This window comes from Cellulomonas iranensis NBRC 101100 = JCM 18110 (genome assembly GCF_001552375.1).
GTDB lineage: Bacteria > Actinomycetota > Actinomycetes > Actinomycetales > Cellulomonadaceae > Cellulomonas > Cellulomonas iranensis.
Genome location: NZ_BCRB01000006.1, coordinates 14,964 through 32,688 on the forward strand (window position 1 = coordinate 14,964; position 17,725 = coordinate 32,688).

Sequence of the window (17,725 nt, forward strand, 5' to 3'; positions counted from 1 at the left end):
GGTCAGACGAGCGGCAGGAACCGCTGCAGCTCGTACGGCGTGACCTGCGCGCGGTACTCGGCCCACTCCTGGCGCTTGTTGCGCAGGAAGTAGTCGAAGACGTGCTCGCCGAGGGTCTCGGCGACCAGCTCCGAGCGCTCCATGACGGCGATCGCCGCCTCGAGCGACGTCGGCAGCGGCTCGATGCCGAGCGCCTTGCGCTCGGCGTCGGTGAGCTCCCACACGTCGTCGTCGGCGCCCTCGGGCAGCTCGTAGCCCTCCTCGATGCCCTTGAGCCCGGCCGCGAGCAGCACCGCGAACGCGAGGTACGGGTTCGTCGCCGAGTCCACCGCGCGGTACTCGACGCGGCTCGAGTTGCCCTTGCCGGGCTTGTACATCGGCACGCGCACGAGCGCCGAGCGGTTGTTGTGGCCCCAGCAGATGAACGAGGGCGCCTCGGCGCCGCCCCACAGCCGCTTGTAGGAGTTGACGAACTGGTTGGTCACGGCCGTGATCTCGGCCGCGTGCGTGAGCATGCCCGCGATGAACGAGCGCGCGACCTTCGACAGCTCGAGCGGCGCACCCGGCTCGTGGAACGCGTTGCGGTCGCCCTCGAACAGCGACACGTGCGTGTGCATGCCCGACCCCGGCTGGTCGGCCAGCGGCTTGGGCATGAACGACGCGAACACGCCCTGCTCGAGCGCGACCTCCTTGACGACCGTGCGGAACGTCATGATGTTGTCGGCGGTGGTGAGCGCGTCGGCGTACCGCAGGTCGATCTCGTTCTGACCCGGACCGGCCTCGTGGTGCGAGAACTCGACCGAGATGCCCATGGACTCGAGCATCGTGATCGCGGCGCGGCGGAAGTCGTGCGCGGTGCCGCGCGGCACGTGGTCGAAGTAGCCGCCCTGGTCGACCGGGACGAGCGGCCGCGACGGGTCCGCGGGCGCGTCGAACAGGTAGAACTCGACCTCGGGGTGCGTGTAGAACGTGAACCCGCGGTCGCTCGCGCGGTTCAGCGCACGCTTGAGGACGTAGCGCGAGTCCGCGAGCGACGGCTCGCCGTCGGGCGTCAGCAGGTCGCAGAACATGCGCGCGGTGCCGTGCCGCTCGCCGCGCCACGGCAGGATCTGGAACGTCGACGGGTCGGGCTTGGCGATCATGTCGGCCTCGTACACGCGCGTGAGGCCCTCGATCGAGCTGCCGTCGAAGCCGATGCCCTCGCTGAACGCCTGCTCGAGCTCGGCAGGCGCGACGGCGACCGACTTGAGCATGCCCAGCACGTCCGTGAACCACAGACGGATGAAGCGGATGTCCCGCTCCTCGACGGTCCGGAGGACGAACTCCTGCTGCCTGTCCATGCGTACATCCTGCCTGATGACCCGACCCCGCAGGGCGTGCGTCCACCGCGCGGCGCGTCCGGGCCCGACCTGGGCTCCGCGCACGTGCCGGGACGCGTGCCGACGGCGGCGCGGGTGCCCGTCCCCGGGCGTCCCGCGAGGTGCCCCGGGCTAGGCTCGCGCCATGTCGACGAGCGACGCCCCGACCCCCCGCCGAGTCCGCGTGCACCACCTGCAGGCCGCGAAGGAGCGCGGCGAGCGCCTGACGATGCTGACCGCGTACGACGCGGTCACCGCGCGCCTGTTCGACGAGGCCGGCATCGACATGCTGCTCGTCGGCGACTCCATCGGGAACACGATGCACGGCTACGCGACCACGCTGCCCGTCACGCTCGACGAGATCGTCGTCGCCGCCCGCGCCGTCGCGGGCGCCGCGCGGCGCGCGTTCGTCGTCGCCGACCTGCCGTTCGGCACGTACGAGGCCGGACCGGAGCAGGCCCTCGCGAGCGCGGTGCGGGTCATGAAGGAGACCGGCGTCTCGGCCGTGAAGATCGAGGGCGGGCAGCGCTCGGTCCCGCAGATCCGCGCGCTCACCGCGGCGGGCGTCCCGGTCGTGGCTCACCTCGGCTACACGCCGCAGTCCGAGAACGCGCTGGGCGGCCCGCGCGTGCAGGGCCGCGGCCAGGCGGCCGAGCAGATCAGCGACGACGCGGTCGCCGTCACCGAGGCCGGTGCCGTCGCGGTCGTGCTCGAGATGGTGCCCGCGCCGGTCGCGGCACGCATCACCGAGGTCGTGCGGATCCCGACGATCGGGATCGGCGCCGGCGCGGAGTGCGACGGGCAGGTGCTGGTGTGGGTCGACATGGCCGGCATGGGCGACTGGTCCCCGCGCTTCGCCAAGCGGTTCGGCGAGGTCGGGCAGGCGCTCACCGCGGCGGCCCGGGCCTTCGCCGACGAGGTGCGCGGGGGCGCGTTCCCCGCCGCGGAGCACTCCTTCGACGCGTGAGCCGGCGGGGCGGCCGCGGGCGCCGTCAGGCGTTCTCCTCGGCTTCCCGGCGGTCCTCCTCGTCCCACGCCTTCGAGCGCTCGCGCGCGGTCTCGAGCGCGTGCGCGGCCTCCTCGCGCGTGGCGTACGGGCCCATGCGGTGCGACCAGTCGCTGCGCGGACCCTCCTCGACCTCGTGCGTCCGGGTGTTGAAGTAGAACTCGGCCACCAGGGCACCTCCCGTCCCGGCGGGCCGGGCGGCACCGCCGCTACGTAGACTGCCAGTCATGCCGCCGGTCCACTCGCGCACCGCCCTCACCCCCGGCCGCGTCGGCCCCCGACGCACGGTCCCGGCGCACGTCGCGCGTCCCGAGTACGTCGACAAGCCGATGCCGACACCCTGGCGGGGCTCGGACGTGCTGGACGCCGACACCGTCGAGCGTGTGCGCGTCGCGGCTCGGCTCGCGGCGCAGGCGCTGCAGGAGGTCGGCCGGCACGTGGCCCCCGGGGTCACGACCGACGAGCTCGACGCGATCGGCCACGAGTTCCTCGTCGACCACGGTGCCTACCCCTCGACGCTCGGCTACCGCGGCTTCCCGAAGTCGCTGTGCACGTCGCTCAACGAGGTGATCTGCCACGGCATCCCCGACTCGACCGTGATCGAGGACGGCGACATCGTCAACGTCGACGTCACGGCGTACGTGGGCGGCGTGCACGGCGACACCAACGCGACGTTCCTCGCGGGCGACGTCGACGAGGACTCGCGCCTGCTCGTCGAGCGCACGCGCGAGGCGCTCGAGCGCGGCATCAAGGCCGTCCGCCCGGGCCGGGAGATCAACGTCATCGGCCGCGTCATCGAGAAGTACGCCGCGCGGTTCGGGTACGGCGTGGTGCGCGAGTTCACGGGCCACGGCGTGGGCCCCGCGTTCCACACGGGCCTCGTCGTGCCGCACTACGACGCCGCACCCGCGTACGACACCGTGATCCAGCCCGGGATGGTGTTCACGATCGAGCCCATGCTCGACCTGGGCACCGCGGACTGGGAGATGTGGGACGACGGCTGGACCGTCGTCACGGCCGACCGCAGCCGGTCGGCGCAGTTCGAGCACACCCTGCTGGTCACCGACACCGGGGCGGAGGTCCTGACGCTGCCATGAGTAAGGACGAGCACACGGGCGAGAAGCACGCGCACGACGACGAGGTGACGACGGCCTTCGGCGTCGACATCGGCGGGTCGGGCATCAAGGGCGCGCCGGTCGACCTGGGCACGGGCGAGTTCGCCGCCGACCGGGTGCGCATCCCGACGCCGCAGCCCGCGACGCCGCAGGCCGTCGCCGAGACCGTCGCCGAGGTCGTCGACGCGTTCTCGCTCGGCACGCACGTGCCCATCGGCGTGACGTTCCCGGCCGTCATCCGGCACGGCGTCGCGCAGTCCGCCGCGAACGTCGACGACTCCTGGATCGGCACCGACGTCGAGAAGACGATCGGCGCCGCCACGGGGCGGCGCGTCGTGGCCGTGAACGACGCCGACGCCGCCGGGTACGCCGAGGTCGTCCACGGCGCCGCCAAGGACGTCCCGGGCGTCGTGCTGGTCGTCACGCTCGGCACGGGCATCGGCTCGGCGCTCGTCGTCGACGGCGTGCTCGTGCCCAACACCGAGCTCGGGCACCTCGAGATCGACGGCCACGACGCCGAGTCGCGCGCGTCCGACGCGGCGCGCGACCGCGAGGACCTCACGTTCGAGCAGTGGGCGACGCGGCTGCAGCGCTACTTCACCGTGGTCGAGAACCTGTTCTGGCCCGACCTCATCGTCGTGGGCGGCGGCGTCAGCAAGAAGCACGACCAGTTCCTGCCGCTGCTCGACCTGCGCACGCCGATCGTGCCCGCGGGGCTGCGCAACGCGGCCGGCATCGTCGGGGCCGCGCACCTGGCCGCGAGGCGTCGCTGACGTGCCCGGCTGGGTCGTGGTCGTCGCGGCCGTGGTCGTCGCGCTCGTGGCGCTCGACCGGGCCGTGGCGCACGGGTGGTTCGACCGCTGGCGGGTGAGCGTCCGCTCGGGGCGGGACGCCGACGGCGGCGGCGTCACTGGCGGCGGCGGAATGATGGGCGACTTCGTCGAGATCTTCCAGCCGAGCGTCACGCACCTCGTGGCCGAGCAGGAGCGGCAACGGCTCGACGTCGTGCGCGAGGGCGACGCGGCACCTCCACGAGATCGACCCGCCCCGGACGGAGACACGCAACCTACGGTCCCGTAGGGTGGGCGGCATCCGGAAGACGAGCACCTGCTCACTCCACGGCTGGGAAGTCGACGTCGAGCCCTGGAGGTCATGTGGCTCCTGCACCCGTACCCACCGCTCCCACCCGCCCGCGACAGGCGGCCGCCACCGGCAGCTACCACGAGCTCCTGGCGGAGGTGCGTGAGGCCGGTCTGCTCGAGCGGACGCTCGGGTTCTACGCCTGGCTCGTCGCCGGCCTCACCGTCGCGCTCGCCGGCCTCGTGACCGCGTTCGTGCTGATCGGCCACTCGTGGTGGCAGCTCGCGGTCGCCGCCGGCCTGGGGATCGTGCTGACGCAGTTCGCGTTCGTCGCGCACGAGGCGTCGCACCGCCAGGTCATGCTGACGGGCCCCGCCAACGACCGGCTGGGGCGGATCCTCGCCAACGGCGTCGTCGGCATCAGCCACTCGTGGTGGATGACGAAGCACACGCGGCACCACGCCAACCCCAACCGGATCGGCAAGGACCCGGACATCGAGCGGGACACGATCTCGTTCCTCGAGCAGGACGCCGCGCAGCAGAGCGGGTTCATGGGCGCCCTGACGCGCCGCCAGGGCTGGCTGTTCTTCCCGCTGCTGACGCTCGAGGGCGTCAACCTGCACGTGCTCGCGGTCCGCAGCCTCCTCGCGTCGCCGTCGACGCGTGCGCGCAACCTCGAGCTGCTGACGATCGCCCTGCGGCTGAGCGTCTACGTCGCGCTGGTCGTGTGGGCGCTGCCGCTGGGCATGGCCGCCGCGTTCCTCGCCGTGCAGCTCGCGGTCTTCGGCGTGTACATGGGCGCGTCGTTCGCGCCGAACCACAAGGGCATGGCGGTCATCCCCGCCGAGAGCCGGCTCGACTTCCTCTCCAAGCAGGTCCTCACGTCGCGCAACATCCGCGGCGGCGCCTGGGTGACGACGCTCATGGGCGGCCTGGACGCGCAGATCGAGCACCACCTCTTCCCGAGCATGGCGCGCCCCCACCTCGCGCGGGCCCGTCGCATCGTGCGGGAGCACTGCGCACGCGTCGGCATGCCGTACACCGAGACGTCGCTCGCGCGCTCCTACCTCCTGGTCGTGCAGTACCTCAACCGCGTGGGCCTCGCCGCGCGCGACCCGTTCGACTGCCCCATGGTGCAGCGGTTCCGCCCGCGCAGCTCACGCTGACGACACCAGGCTGACGCCCGACGACGCGCGTCACAGGATCTGCACAGGTCCCGCCGCCGACCCGACGCCCGCACCCGCGGGCGGGCGTCGCGCGCTGAGATGGTCACGTGCTGCGCGACCTGCGACTCCACCTCCCGCGGCCCGGCGTGCGCGAGCTCACGGTCGTCGAGGAGCGCATCGACGCGTGGGCGCGCGGCCGCCTCCAGCGCCTGCGGGGCCGACGCGCGCGGACGTGGCTCGTCGAGCTGACGGTCTTCACGCTCAAGCAGGGCTGGGCGTGCCTGTTCGGCGCCCTGCTGCTGGCGCTTCTTCTCGCGGCGCGGTTCTGGTACCCCGACGGCGCGTGGCTCGCGCGGAACGACGCCCTGACGCTGGCGGCCCTCGGCCTGCAGGTCGGCATGCTCGCGACCCGGCTCGAGACGGTGCGCGAGATGCGCGTCGTGCTGCTGTTCCACGTCGTCGGCACCGTCATGGAGGTCTTCAAGACCGACGTCGGGTCGTGGTCCTACGCGACCGAGGGCGTGCTGCGCGTCGGCGCGGTGCCGCTGTTCTCGGGGTTCATGTACGGCGCGGTCGGCTCGTACCTCGTGCGCGTGTTCCGCATCTTCGAGCTGCGGTTCGACCGCTACCCGCGGCGCTGGGTGACGGCCGTCGTGGCGGCGGCGATCTACGCGAACTTCTTCACGCACCACTGGGTGGCCGACGCCCGCTGGGTGCTGGTCGGCGCGGTCGTGGTCGTCTTCGGCCCGTGCGTCATGCACTTCCGCGTGCACGCCGCGCGTCTGCGCATGCCGCTGCTGCTGGCGTTCACGCTCGTGGCGTCGTTCATCTGGCTCGCCGAGAACGTCGCGACGTTCGCCGGCGCGTGGCTCTACCCGTCGCAGGAGGCCGGGTGGCACCCGGTCGGCGGGGCGAAGCTCGGGTCCTGGTTCCTGCTGATGATCATCTCGGTCGTGCTCGTCACGTGGGTGCACCCGCCGCAGCGGCCCGACGCCCCGGCGACGCCCGGCGACGCGACGGGGGGCCACTGACGGGTGCCGGGCTCAGTGCCGCGCGGCGCGCTCGCGCGCCCACGCGCGGTGCAGGCTCAGCACCAGCCGGAAGAGCCGCTCGCGCGTGCGCTCGTCGAGCTCGAGGAGATCGCAGCCGTACCGCCACTCGTGCTGCCCCTCCTCGACGCGCAGCACGCGGGCGACGAGGTCGACCGACTCGTCGCCGACGGGCATGGGGAAGCGCACGACGTCACCCCGGTGGAGCAGGCGCCGCGTCACGAACCGCACGCCCGACGCGCTGACGTCGACGACCGTGACCGGCAGGGCCTGCGTGCCGCCGGCGGTCTCCAGCTTGCCCAGCGCGCTCACACGGTAGAACGCGCGCGCCGCGGACCTGCGCTGGTTCGGCTCGCCGCGCTCGAGCACGACGACACGCACCTCACCGTCCGTCATGCCGCCCAGCAGCCCGACGTACGGGCAGCGGCCGCGCACCGGGTCGAGCACCGTGACCGTCGCCGCGTCGCCGATCTCGCGCCCCTCGGGGAGCTCGTCCACCTCGAGCACGAGCAGGTCGCCCTCGAAGGTCCGGACGTGGCCCTCGACCTCGCCGGTCTTCGTCCCGAGACGGCACAGGGCCAGCTCGTGCACGTGACACCTCCTCGGGTTCGCGCAGGACGCGCCGCGGCGCGTCCACGATCAGGACATCCGCCCAGTTGTACTGGGCGGCCCCTTCGCCGCCAACCGCCGGCCGGGTGGTCACGGACAAGATCACCCGGCGCGGGGGTCGCTCCCCCGGGTGGGGCGTACGTCCTCGTCCGCGTCCGCCGACGAGGAGGGCCCGTCGCCGCCGTCACGCCGACGCCGGTGCGTCTGGCGGAACTGCTCGGCGATCTGCTGGGCCTGCGCGCTCACCAACCAGCGGTAGGAGTCGTGCAGGCGAGCGGTACGTGCAGGGTCGAGCCCACGGTCGCAGGCCGACAGCCAGGCACGCTTCGCGGCGAGGATGTCCGCGTCGGTCACGTCCACACGAGGGTCGGTCTCGTCTGCCATATGTCCAGAATGAGCGCCTATGCCCGCAATGTGCGCGTCGTCCGGCAGCATTCACCCGCTGCACCAGGCTCCCGGGTGACGCTTTTCACCCGGTGCTGGGCCATGCAGGTCAAGCGCCCGAAGGGCGGATGAGTCAGCCGGTACGCCGGGTTCTGTCCCCCCGTCCGGTTGCCCGGGCAGGGGTGGCGACCATCCATCTACGACGTACGTTGCCGCACGCCTCCAGCGGCCTACCCGGGAGCTCGGGCGGGCAACCCTCGAACGCTCCCTGTCTGGCCTTGCTCCGGGTGGGGTTTGCCGAGCCGCACCGGTCACCCGGTGCGCTGGTGGTCTCTTGCACCACCGTTTCACCCTTACCCCGCCGGCCGAGGCCGACGTGGCGGTCTGTTCTCTGTGGCACTGTCCCGCGGGTCACCCCGGGTGGGCGTTACCCACCACCCTGCCCTGCGGAGCCCGGACGTTCCTCGGCGGGACCCGAGGGTCCCGACGCGGCCGCCTGGCTGACTCATCCGCGGCGGTCAGCCTACCCGTGTCAGACGTCGACGCGGTACGGCAGCGCGAGCTCGTCGCCGCTGCGCCCGCGGATGCCCCAGTGCGTGGGCGGGCTCTCGAGGACCACGACCTCGAGGTCGTCGGCGTCGAGCCCGAGCGCGGGGGCGACGTCGTCGAAGAACGCCGCGATCAGCGCGCGCACGGCCGCCGGGCTGCGCGCGCCGAAGCAGACCACCTCGACCACGAGGCAGGCGTCCGAGCGCGGCGCGACGAGGTCGTCGTCGTCCAGCAGGGAGAAGCGGTGGAACCGCTTGTCGGCGGGCAGCCCCCACGCGCCGGTGAGCGCGGTGTGCACGGCGTCGGACACCTCGGCACGCCGCGCGGCCCACACCGAGCGCCGCCCGTGGATCTTGACCTGCGCCACGTCACACCCCTGCGTCGTCGGACGCCCGGCGCGCACACCGTACCCTCGTGCGGTGCTCGTCCTGCTCCCGCCGTCCGAGGGCAAGACGCCCGCCCCCGCCGACGCCGCCCCGGTCGACCTGTCGACGCTCGCGCACCCCGCGCTGACGCCGGTCCGCGAGCGCGTGCTCGACGCGCTCGCCGCGGTCAGCGCCCGGCCCGACGCGTGCACCGTGCTGGGCGTCTCCCCCGGCCTCGCCGCCGAGGTGGCGCGCAACACGACGATCCGCACCGCCCCGGCCGCACGCGCGTCCCGGGTCTACACGGGCGTGCTGTACGGCGCGGCGGCCCTGGACACCCTGAGCCCGGCGGCACGGGCACGCGCCGTCGCGAGCGTGCGCGTCGTCTCGGCGCTGTGGGGCGTGCTCACGGTGGACGACGCCGTGCCCGCCTACCGGCTGTCGATGGGGACTGACCTCCCAGGCGTCGGCCCGCTCGCCGCCGCGTGGCGCGGGCCGCTGGGCGACGCGCTGGACGTCGAGGCCGACGGCGACCTCGTCGTGGACTGCCGCTCGGCGGCCTACCGGGCCGCGTGGACGCCGCCGGCGGGCGCCCGCTGGGTCGACGTGCGCGTGCTGCGGGAGGTCGACGGCCGCCGGTCGGTCGTGTCGCACCACGCCAAGCACACGCGTGGCGTGCTGACGCGTCACCTCGTGACCCGGCGCGGCCGCGCACCGCGCGACGCCGAGGAGCTCGCGCACGCCGCCAGCGCGCTCGTGGGCGACGCGCTGCACGCGGTCGAGCTCGGGCCCGCGCCGCGACGCGGTGCGCGCACGCTCAGCCTCGTCGTGCTCTGACACCCGCGCGGGCCGCGTCGACGCGACCCGCGCGTCGGTGCGCGACGTCCTGGGGCTGCGCGGCTCCGCGCGCGCCTGCCACGTGGCCGCCGGCCCCTGTGCGGCTCTCCGGCCGCCAGACGGCCGGAACGCCGCACACGAGCGCCTCAGCCGCGCGCCCAGCCCTCGCTCGGCGCCCCCGCGACCGCGATCTCGTCGCGCCGGTCGGCGAACAGCCGGACGATGCTCACGGACGCGGGTGCCACGCGCAGCTGGCTCCAGGTGCCCGGATCGGACCCGAGCGTGACGCCGAGCGCCGCGCGGATCGCCACCGCGTGCGACACGACCACGACCGTGCGGTCCCCGCCGCCGGCGCGCAGCGCGTCGAGCCCGCGCCGCAGCCGCTCGCCCACGTCGGCGATGGACTCGCCGCCGGGCGGCCGCACGCGGCCCGACGTGTGCCACGGCTCGAGCTCGCCGGGCCACCGCTCCTCGATCTGCTCGGCCGTGAGCCCCTGCCACGCGCCGAAGTCGGCCTCCTGGAAGGCCGCGTCGGTGCGCACCGGCAGCCCGAGCCGCTCGGCGATCACCGCGGCGGTCTCCTGCGTGCGCACCATCGGGGACGCGACGACCTCGCCCGGGAAGGGGATGTCCCCCCACAGGTCGCGTCCGACGCGCTCGACGAGCGCCGCGGCGGACCGGGCCTGCGCACGGCCGTGCTCGTCGAGCGGCGGACCGGGCTCCGACGAGCCCGAGTACCCGCGGGACACCGTCATCGTCGTCTGGCCGTGCCGCACCAGCACGACCGTCGTCGGCTGCTCGTCGTCGAAGCGCGGCGACGCGCCGGACGGCCGGGACGCCCGGCGCCGCGGCGTGGCCGAGGCGCCCGACGCGGTCGGGTCCGCCGGGTCGACCGCGAGCGGGTCGAAGGTCGGGTCGGGCGAGGCGTCGGCCGGCTGCGTCGGGGTCACCCCCGCAGTCTCGGCCGTGGGCGCCCGGGCGTCCAACCGGTGTCGGCGCGCCACCGCCCCCGCCCGGGCGCGGCCTCCCGCACCGGCGGGCCCGCGGTCCGCGGGCGTCAGCCCTCGGCGCCCCGCACGAGGATCCGGCCGCACTCCTCGCAGCGCACGATCGCGTCCGCCGGGCGCGCACGGATCGCCTCGAGGTCGAGCGGGTTGAGCTCGAGGCGGCAGCCCTCGCAGCGGCTGCCGCGCAGGGCCGCGGCCCCGCTGCCGCCGAGCTGGCCGCGCAGCCGCTCGTAGAGCGCCACGAGCCCGGCGTCGAGCCCGTCCGCGGTGCGGTCGCGCTGCGCACGCACGCGGTCGGCCTCGGCGTCGACCTGCGCCCAGCCGGCGTCGCGCTCGGCGACGACCTCGTCGCGCGCGGACACGAGCGCGGCGTGCGCCTGCTCGAGCTCGGCGAGCGCCGCCTCATGGGCTTCGAGCCGCTCCATGACCTCGAGCTCGACGTCCTCGAGGTGCGACTGCCGGGCCGCGAGGCTCGCGAGCTCGCTCGTGAGCGCCTGCGCGTCCTTCGCCGACACCTGCCCCGCGTCGAGGCGCTGCTGGTCGCGCGTGGCGCGGTTGCGCACCTGGGCGACGTCGGCCTCGGCCTTCGCGAGCTCGGCGCGCAGGTCGGAGGCCGCCGTGCGCGACGTGACGAGCGCGGTGTCGAGGTCCGCGAGCTGGGCGTCGAGCTCGACGATCCGGGCGAGCGCCGGGAGCGACCGCCGCTGGTGCGCGAGCTGCGCGAGTCGGGTGTCGAGCTCCTGGACGTCGAGGAGTCGTCGCTGGTCGGCTGCGGGGGCGGTGCTCACGGAGATCCTTCCGGCTGGGACGTCTGCCGCACGTGTCCCGTCCACGGGTCGGTGCGGCGCGTGCTGACGCGGGTCTCCACCGTAGTGCCCCCGGCTGCCAGGTCGGCGCGCAGGTCCACCGCGGCGCGCGGCAGCCACACCCACTCGGACGCCGCGTGCGCGAGGTCGACCAGCGCGGGCCGCGGCGGGCCGCCCGCCGACTCGAACGCGGCGCGTTCCTGCTGCTCGGACGCGGGGTGGTGACGCAGGTCCGCCGTGACGTACGCGTCGACGTCGGCGGCGCGCACGGCGTCGAACAGCGAGTCGCCCGACCCGCCGAGCACGGCGACGCGCCGCACGGGCATGTCCGGGTCGCCCGCCCAGCGCACGCCCTGCGCCGTGGCGGGCACGGCCGCGGCGACGTCGGCGGCGAACCGCACGAGCGGCACGGGCTCCGGGAGCGTCCCGACGCGCCCGAGCCCCGTGTCACCGGGCAGCGCCGCGAGCTCGAGGACGTCGAACGCGGGCTCCTCGTACGGGTGCGCCGCGCGCATGGCGGCGACGACGCGCGCCCGCAGGCCGCGGGGCGCGACCATCTCGACGCGCACCTCGGGCAGCGTCTCGCGGCGCCCGACCTCGCCGACCGCGGGTGCCGCACCCGCGAGCGGCGTGAACGTCCCTTGCCCGGTGGTGGTCCAGGCGCACCGCTCGTAGGCGCCCACGTGCCCGGCGCCGGCGGCGGCCATCGCGTCGACGAGCGCGTCGGCGACGTCGACCGGCGCCATCACCACGTGCTTGTCGAGCGCGGGCGCGTCGGCGGCCACGAGCGGCACGGTGCCGACGAGGCCGAGGACGTCGGCGAGCGACTCGGCGACACCGCCGTGCGCCGAGTCCGCGTTGGTGTGCGCCGTGTACAGGCCGCACCCCGCGCGGACCAGGCGGTGCACGAGCGCACCCTTGTACGTCGTGGCGGCGACCGAGTGCACGGGTCGCAGCAGCAGCGGGTGGTGGGTCACGAGCAGGTCGGCGCCCCACTCCTCGGCCTCGTCGACGACCGCCGCGACGGGGTCGACGGCGAACAGCACGCGCCGCACGGGCGCGGCGGGGTCGCCGACCGCGAGGCCGACGCGGTCCCACTGCTCGGCGGTGCGGGGCGGGTACCGGGTCTCCAGGGCGCGGACGACGTCCGCGAGCGTCGCGGTCACGGCAGCACGAGCGCCTTGGTGCACGTGCGCTCGTCCATCGCGCGGTACGCGTCCGCGACGTCGTCGAGCGCGAACGTCCCGTCGAACACCAGGCCCGGCTCGATGGTCCCGGCCCACACGTCGGGCAGCAGCCCCTCGATGTAGCCGCGCACGGGCGCGACGCCGCCGACCACGCCCTTGTTCGTGCCGAACATCAGCCCGACCGGCAGCTCGGGACCGCCCGCGGGGACGCCGACGAACCCGACGCGGCCACCGGGCCGCACGGTCGCGAGCGCCTGCGCCATCGACTCCTTGGTGCCGACGCACTCGAGCACGCCGTCAGGCCCGACGCCGCCGAGCAGGTCGAGCACGGCGGCCGCGCCCTCGTCGCCACGCTCGGCGACGACGTCGGTCGCGCCGAACCGGCGCGCGAGCGCCTGCCGGGCCGGGTTGCGCGACATCGCGACGATCCGCTCGGCACCGAGCCGGCGCGCCGCGATGACGCCGCACAGCCCGACCGCGCCGTCGCCGACGACCGCCACGGTCGACCCGGCGCGCACGCCCGCCGACAGCGCGGCGTGGTGCCCGGTCCCGAGCACGTCCGTGAGCGTGAGGACGTGCGGCAGCAGCGCGTCGTCCGGGTGCTCGGGCGTGACGACGAGCGTGCCGTCGGCCAGGGGCACGCGCACGTACTCGCCCTGCGCGCCGTCGGACGGCACGCCGTCGTGGTCGGGCGAGCCCCACCACGCGACCTGCTCGCACGAGGTGTGGACGCCGTTGCGGCAGTGCACGCACGTGTTGTCGCAGATCGAGAACGGCGCGACGACGAAGTCGCCGACGCGCACGCGACGCACGTCGGACCCGACCTCCTCGACCACGCCGACGAACTCGTGCCCGATCCGGTGAGGGCCGTCGGTGGGCCGCACGCCGCGGTAGCCCCACAGGTCGGAGCCGCACACGCACGTCGCCACGACGCGCACGACCGCATCGGTGGGTCGCTGGATCTCGGGGTCCGGCACCTGCTCGACGCGCACGTCGCGGGGGCCGTGGATCACTGTCGCTCGCACACCGGAAGCCTACGGCGCGGGCCACCCGCGGCGCCCGGCGACGGCGGCGTCGGCGCTGCCCGCACGCCGGTAGGCTGACCGACCGCAGGGGCCTGTAGCTCAGTTGGTCAGAGCGCCGCGCTTACACCGCGGAGGTCGTCGGTTCGAGACCGGCCGGGCCCACCAGCACGCGTCACCGGGCCCGGGACCCGAGCGTCGCGCGCGCGCCGCGTGATCGACGCCGCACGGGCGTCAGAGCGTCGCGAGGGCCTCGCGGTAGGCCTCGAGGGGTCGCGCACGGCCACGCGGGTGCACCAGGCTCCAGCGCAGCACGCCGTCGGCGTCGACGAGGAACGAGCCGCGCAGCGCGTGCCCGGTCGACTCGTCGAGCACGCCGAAGGCACGCGCTGCCGCGCCGTGCGGCCAGAAGTCCGACAGCAGGTCGAACGGGTAGCCCTCACGCTCCGCCCAGGCGCGCAGCGTGAACATCGCGTCGCACGACACCGCGACGAGCCGGGCGCCGGCGTCGTCGAACAGGCCGATCTCGTCGCGCAGCTCGCCGAGCTCGCCCGTGCAGGTGCACGAGAACGCGAAGGGGACGAACACGAGCACGAGCGGCTCGCCGCGCAGCTCGGACAGCGCCACGGGCGTGCCGTGCGTGTCGGGCAGCGTGAGGTCGGGGACGGGGTCGCCGACGCGCAGGGTCTGCCCTGCGCTCACTTGCCGCGGCCGCGCGTCGCCAGACGCGTGGCCGACCAGTCGGGGCCGATGGCGAACGTCGTCATCGCGTGCAGGCCGGACGTGGTCGCGGCCTCCTCGATGTCGGAGTGCGACACGTGGCCCGGGCGCCCGGCCTTCGGCGAGAACACCCAGATGGGGCCCGAGTCGTCGAGGACCGTCATCGCGTCGACGAGGTAGTCGGTGAGGTCGCCGTCGTCGTCGCGGAACCAGATGATCGCGCCGTCCGTGACGTCGTCGTAGTCCTCGTCGACGAGCTCGCTGCCGGTGACGGCCTCGAGCGCCGCGCGCACGTCCCCGTCGACGTCGTCGTCGTAGCCGAGCTCCTGGATCGTCTGCCCGGAGCTGAAGCCGAGCCGAGCGACCGCCTGAGACACGGCGTCGTCCGCGGTGGGTGACACGTCGAGCGGTTCCCTTCTCCCGGGGCCGCTCACGTGACGCGGACCCACCTGTTGATGTCGGGACACGTTAGCCCACCGCACGCCCCGAGGCCCTGGGAAGCGGGCAGCGGGAACGCGTGTCACCGACGTCACGCCCTGATCAGGGCCCGCGGGTGTGACTTTCGGGCCTCGCCGGACGGAGAATGGTGCGACCACCCGCCATCCCCCTGCCGACACGTGTCAGGGCGTCGGGTGCCGACACGGAGCGTGCCGAGGCGCCGACAGGCGCCGGGCGCGCACGAGACGCGAAGGAGCACCGGTGGCTTCCATCGACGAGACGGGCCCCCTGATCGGCGGTCTGCTTAGCCAGGTCCCGGACATCGACCCGGAGGAGACCGGTGAGTGGCTCGAGTCCCTCGACGGCCTGATCGGGGACAAGGGCGGCCCGCGCGCGCGGTACGTCCTCATGAGCCTGCTGCGGCACGCACGTGAGCGCAACGTCGCGATCCCGGCGTCGCTGAACACCCCGTACGTCAACACCATCGCGGTGCACAACGAGCCGTACTTCCCGGGCGACGAGGTCATCGAGCGCCGCTACCGCTCCTGGATCCGCTGGAACGCCGCCGTCATGGTGACGCGCGCGCAGCGTCCCGGCATCTCGGTCGGCGGCCACATCTCGTCGTACGCGTCGGTCGCGACGCTCACCGAGGTCGGCCTCAACCACTTCTTCCGCGGCAAGGACCACCCCGGCGGCGGCGACCAGGTGTACTTCCAGGGGCATGCCTCCCCCGGCGTGTACGCGCGTGGCCTGCTCGAGGGCCGCCTGACCGAGCACCAGCTCGACGGGTTCCGCCAGGAGCTGTCGCACCCCGGCGGCGGCCTGCCGTCGTACCCGCACCCGCGCCTCGCGCCCGACCTGTGGGAGTTCCCCACGGTGTCGATGGGCCTGGGCCCGTCGTCGGCGATCTACCAGGCGTGGACCAACCGCTACCTGCACAACCGCGGGATCAAGGACACGAGCCAGCAGGACGTCTGGGCGTTCCTCGGCGACGGCGAGATGGACGAGCCCGAGTCGCGCGGCATGCTGCAGCACGCCGCCCAGCAGGGCCTGGACAACCTCACGTTCGTCGTGAACTGCAACCTGCAGCGCCTCGACGGCCCGGTCCGCGGCAACGGCAAGATCATCCAGGAGCTCGAGGCGCAGTTCCGCGGCGCCGGCTGGAACGTCATCAAGGTCATCTGGGGCCGCGAGTGGGACACCCTGCTCAACGCCGACAAGGACCGCGCGCTCGTGCACCTCATGAACACGACGCCCGACGGCGACTTCCAGACGTTCCGCGCCGAGGACGGCGCGTTCATCCGCGAGCACTTCTTCGGGCGCGACCCGCGCACCAAGCAGCTCGTCGAGAAGATGACGGACGACGAGATCTGGGCGCTCAAGCGCGGCGGCCACGACTACCGCAAGCTCTACGCGGCGTACAAGGCCGCACGTGAGCACACCGGCCAGCCGACCGTCATCCTCGCGCACACCATCAAGGGCTACGGCCTGGGCTCGGGCTTCGCCGGGCGCAACGCCACGCACCAGATGAAGAAGCTCAAGATCGACGAGCTCAAGACGCTGCGCGACTCGCTGCACATCCCGATCACGGACGAGCAGCTCGAGGCCGACCCGTACCTGCCCCCGTACTACAACCCGGGGCCGGAGGACGAGGCGATCCAGTACATGCTCGAGCGTCGCCGTCAGCTCGGCGGCTTCGTGCCCGAGCGCCGCAGCACGCACACCAAGCTCACGCTGCCGGGCGACAAGGTCTACGAGACGCTCGCCAAGGGCTCGGGCACGCAGGAGGTCGCCACGACCATGGCGCTCGTGCGCCTGTTCAAGGACCTCGTGAAGGACAAGGAGTTCGGCCACCGCCTGGTGCCGATCATCCCCGACGAGGCGCGCACGTTCGGCCTGGACTCGATCTTCCCGAGCGCGAAGATCTTCAACACCAACGGCCAGAACTACATGGCCGTGGACCGCGAGCTCATGCTGAGCTACAAGGAGTCCGAGGCCGGGCAGATCATGCACACCGGCATCAACGAGGCCGGGTCCGCGTCCGCGTTCCAGGCGGTCGGCACGTCGTACGCCACGCACGGCGAGCCGCTGATCCCGTTCTACTTCTACTACTCGATGTTCGGGTTCCAGCGCACCGGCGACCAGTTCTGGGCCGCGGGCGACCAGATGGCGCGCGGGTTCCTCATCGGCGCCACCGCCGGCCGCACGACCCTGACGGGCGAGGGCCTGCAGCACGCCGACGGCCACTCGCCGCTGCTCGCGGGCACCATGTCGCACGTCGTGCACTACGACCCGGCCTACGGGTACGAGATCCGGCACATCGTGCGCGACGGCATCGAGCGGATGTTCGGCGAGAACGCGCAGGGCCGCGACCAGGACGTCATCTACTACCTGACGGTCTACAACGAGCCGATGGTGCAGCCGGCGGAGCCCGAGGGCGTCGACGTCGAGGGCATCCTCAAGGGCATCCACCTGGTGTCCCCGGCCGAGGGTGACGGGCCGCGCGCCCAGATCCTCGCGTCCGGCGTCGCCGTGCCGTGGGCGATCGAGGCGCAGCACCTGCTCGCCGAGGACTGGGGCGTGCGCGCCGCGGTCTGGTCGGTCACCAGCTGGAACGAGCTGCGCCGCGAGGCGCTCGCCGCCGAGCAGCACGCGTTCCTGCACCCGGGCGAGGAGCCCCGCACGCCGTACCTCACCGCCAAGCTGCAGGGCGCCGAGGGCCCGTTCGTCGCCACCACGGACTTCGACCACCTGGTCGCCGACCAGGTGCGCGCGTGGGTCCCCGGCCGGTACGCGACGCTCGGCGCCGACGGCTTCGGCTTCTCGGACACGCGGGCCGCCGCACGTCGTCACTTCAAGATCGACGGGCCGTCGACCGTCGTGCGCGTGCTGCAGCAGCTCGTGCTCGAGGGCAAGGTCGACCCGTCCCTGCCCGCGCAGGCCATCGAGCGCTACCGCCTGCACGACGTCACGGCCGGCACGTCCGGCAACACGGGCGGCGACGCCTGACGCGCGCCCCCGCGCACG

Annotated in this window: 19 protein-coding genes, 1 tRNA gene and 1 other RNA gene; 9 read left to right on the forward strand and 12 right to left on the reverse strand. The window is 73.9% G+C overall.

What is annotated here, in order from left to right; translation table 11 throughout:
• Window positions 1–2: 2 nt before the first annotated feature.
• Complete coding sequence (locus tag CS2_RS01750; RefSeq protein WP_046528597.1) at window positions 3–1,340, reverse strand: glutamine synthetase family protein; 1,338 nt, start codon at window positions 1,338–1,340, stop codon at window positions 3–5.
• A gap of 163 nt (window positions 1,341–1,503) precedes the next feature.
• Between CS2_RS01750 and panB the strand changes: the two genes are divergently transcribed.
• Window positions 1,504–2,325, forward strand: a complete 822-nt coding sequence (panB, locus tag CS2_RS01755; protein WP_070318643.1) for a 3-methyl-2-oxobutanoate hydroxymethyltransferase — start codon at window positions 1,504–1,506, stop codon at window positions 2,323–2,325.
• A gap of 25 nt (window positions 2,326–2,350) precedes the next feature.
• Here the strand turns inward: panB and CS2_RS01760 are convergent, their stop codons facing one another.
• Window positions 2,351–2,533 (reverse strand): hypothetical protein, encoded by a 183-nt coding sequence (locus CS2_RS01760; protein WP_070318644.1) that lies wholly within the window; start codon window positions 2,531–2,533, stop codon window positions 2,351–2,353.
• Between the two features lie 58 nt (window positions 2,534–2,591).
• Here CS2_RS01760 and map point away from each other — a divergent pair, with 58 nt between their 5' ends.
• The 5 genes from map to CS2_RS01785 all read left to right on the forward strand — a co-directional run bounded on the left by map (window position 2,592) and on the right by CS2_RS01785 (window position 6,756).
• Window positions 2,592–3,461 carry a type I methionyl aminopeptidase gene (gene map / locus CS2_RS01765; protein ID WP_070318645.1) on the forward strand — a complete coding sequence of 290 codons (870 nt, stop codon included), beginning with the start codon at window positions 2,592–2,594 and terminating at the stop codon, window positions 3,459–3,461.
• Window positions 3,458–4,252: a polyphosphate--glucose phosphotransferase gene (gene ppgK / locus CS2_RS01770; protein WP_082739648.1), complete on the forward strand. Its 795-nt coding sequence runs from the start codon at window positions 3,458–3,460 to the stop codon at window positions 4,250–4,252. The genes map and ppgK overlap by 4 nt, the downstream gene beginning before the upstream one ends.
• A gap of 1 nt (window position 4,253) precedes the next feature.
• Window positions 4,254–4,559: a DUF6191 domain-containing protein gene (locus CS2_RS01775; protein ID WP_070318646.1), complete on the forward strand. Its 306-nt coding sequence runs from the start codon at window positions 4,254–4,256 to the stop codon at window positions 4,557–4,559.
• A 74-nt stretch (window positions 4,560–4,633) separates the two neighbouring features.
• Window positions 4,634–5,725: a fatty acid desaturase family protein gene (locus CS2_RS01780; protein WP_070318647.1), complete on the forward strand. Its 1,092-nt coding sequence runs from the start codon at window positions 4,634–4,636 to the stop codon at window positions 5,723–5,725.
• A gap of 146 nt (window positions 5,726–5,871) precedes the next feature.
• On the forward strand, window positions 5,872–6,756 hold the full coding sequence (locus CS2_RS01785) for a DUF817 domain-containing protein (RefSeq protein WP_070318688.1): 885 nt from the start codon (window positions 5,872–5,874) through the stop codon (window positions 6,754–6,756).
• Window positions 6,757–6,768: 12 nt separating this feature from the next.
• On the opposite strand, the gene CS2_RS01790 is transcribed toward CS2_RS01785, so the two are convergent.
• The 4 genes from CS2_RS01790 to CS2_RS01805 form a co-directional block, all read right to left on the reverse strand.
• On the reverse strand, window positions 6,769–7,365 hold the full coding sequence (locus CS2_RS01790) for a PilZ domain-containing protein (RefSeq protein ID WP_070318648.1): 597 nt from the start codon (window positions 7,363–7,365) through the stop codon (window positions 6,769–6,771).
• Window positions 7,366–7,485: 120 nt separating this feature from the next.
• On the reverse strand, window positions 7,486–7,767 hold the full coding sequence (locus CS2_RS01795; RefSeq protein ID WP_134850791.1) for a hypothetical protein: 282 nt from the start codon (window positions 7,765–7,767) through the stop codon (window positions 7,486–7,488).
• Between the two features lie 125 nt (window positions 7,768–7,892).
• An RNA gene (gene rnpB / locus CS2_RS01800) (RNase P RNA component class A) lies at window positions 7,893–8,275 on the reverse strand.
• A 24-nt stretch (window positions 8,276–8,299) separates the two neighbouring features.
• Window positions 8,300–8,683: a tautomerase family protein gene (locus CS2_RS01805; protein ID WP_070318650.1), complete on the reverse strand. Its 384-nt coding sequence runs from the start codon at window positions 8,681–8,683 to the stop codon at window positions 8,300–8,302.
• A 52-nt stretch (window positions 8,684–8,735) separates the two neighbouring features.
• On the opposite strand from CS2_RS01805, the gene CS2_RS01810 reads away from it, so the two are divergent.
• Window positions 8,736–9,518: a YaaA family protein gene (locus CS2_RS01810; protein WP_070318651.1), complete on the forward strand. Its 783-nt coding sequence runs from the start codon at window positions 8,736–8,738 to the stop codon at window positions 9,516–9,518.
• A 146-nt stretch (window positions 9,519–9,664) separates the two neighbouring features.
• Here CS2_RS01810 and CS2_RS01815 read toward each other — a convergent pair whose 3' ends face one another.
• From CS2_RS01815 to CS2_RS01830, 4 genes are all read right to left on the reverse strand, one after another.
• Window positions 9,665–10,468 (reverse strand): histidine phosphatase family protein, encoded by an 804-nt coding sequence (locus CS2_RS01815; protein ID WP_070318652.1) that lies wholly within the window; start codon window positions 10,466–10,468, stop codon window positions 9,665–9,667.
• Between the two features lie 107 nt (window positions 10,469–10,575).
• Window positions 10,576–11,313 (reverse strand): zinc ribbon domain-containing protein, encoded by a 738-nt coding sequence (locus CS2_RS01820; protein WP_070318653.1) that lies wholly within the window; start codon window positions 11,311–11,313, stop codon window positions 10,576–10,578.
• Window positions 11,310–12,497, reverse strand: coding sequence for a Nif3-like dinuclear metal center hexameric protein (locus CS2_RS01825; RefSeq protein WP_070318654.1), 1,188 nt, complete (start codon window positions 12,495–12,497; stop codon window positions 11,310–11,312). The genes CS2_RS01820 and CS2_RS01825 overlap by 4 nt, the downstream gene beginning before the upstream one ends.
• On the reverse strand, window positions 12,494–13,543 hold the full coding sequence (locus CS2_RS01830; RefSeq protein ID WP_062102356.1) for a zinc-dependent alcohol dehydrogenase family protein: 1,050 nt from the start codon (window positions 13,541–13,543) through the stop codon (window positions 12,494–12,496). Before CS2_RS01830 ends, CS2_RS01825 begins: the two co-directional genes overlap by 4 nt.
• A gap of 88 nt (window positions 13,544–13,631) precedes the next feature.
• Between CS2_RS01830 and CS2_RS01835 the strand changes: the two genes are divergently transcribed.
• Window positions 13,632–13,708, forward strand: a tRNA-Val gene (locus tag CS2_RS01835).
• A 66-nt stretch (window positions 13,709–13,774) separates the two neighbouring features.
• Here the strand turns inward: CS2_RS01835 and CS2_RS01840 are convergent.
• On the reverse strand, window positions 13,775–14,242 hold the full coding sequence (locus CS2_RS01840; RefSeq protein ID WP_070318655.1) for a peroxiredoxin: 468 nt from the start codon (window positions 14,240–14,242) through the stop codon (window positions 13,775–13,777).
• Window positions 14,239–14,661 carry a DUF3052 domain-containing protein gene (locus CS2_RS01845; RefSeq protein ID WP_046528613.1) on the reverse strand — a complete coding sequence of 141 codons (423 nt, stop codon included), beginning with the start codon at window positions 14,659–14,661 and terminating at the stop codon, window positions 14,239–14,241. Before CS2_RS01845 ends, CS2_RS01840 begins: the two co-directional genes overlap by 4 nt.
• Window positions 14,662–14,959: 298 nt before the next feature.
• On the opposite strand from CS2_RS01845, the gene aceE reads away from it, so the two are divergent.
• On the forward strand, window positions 14,960–17,707 hold the full coding sequence (gene aceE, locus CS2_RS01850) for a pyruvate dehydrogenase (acetyl-transferring), homodimeric type (protein ID WP_046528614.1): 2,748 nt from the start codon (window positions 14,960–14,962) through the stop codon (window positions 17,705–17,707).
• Window positions 17,708–17,725: the final 18 nt, after the last annotated feature.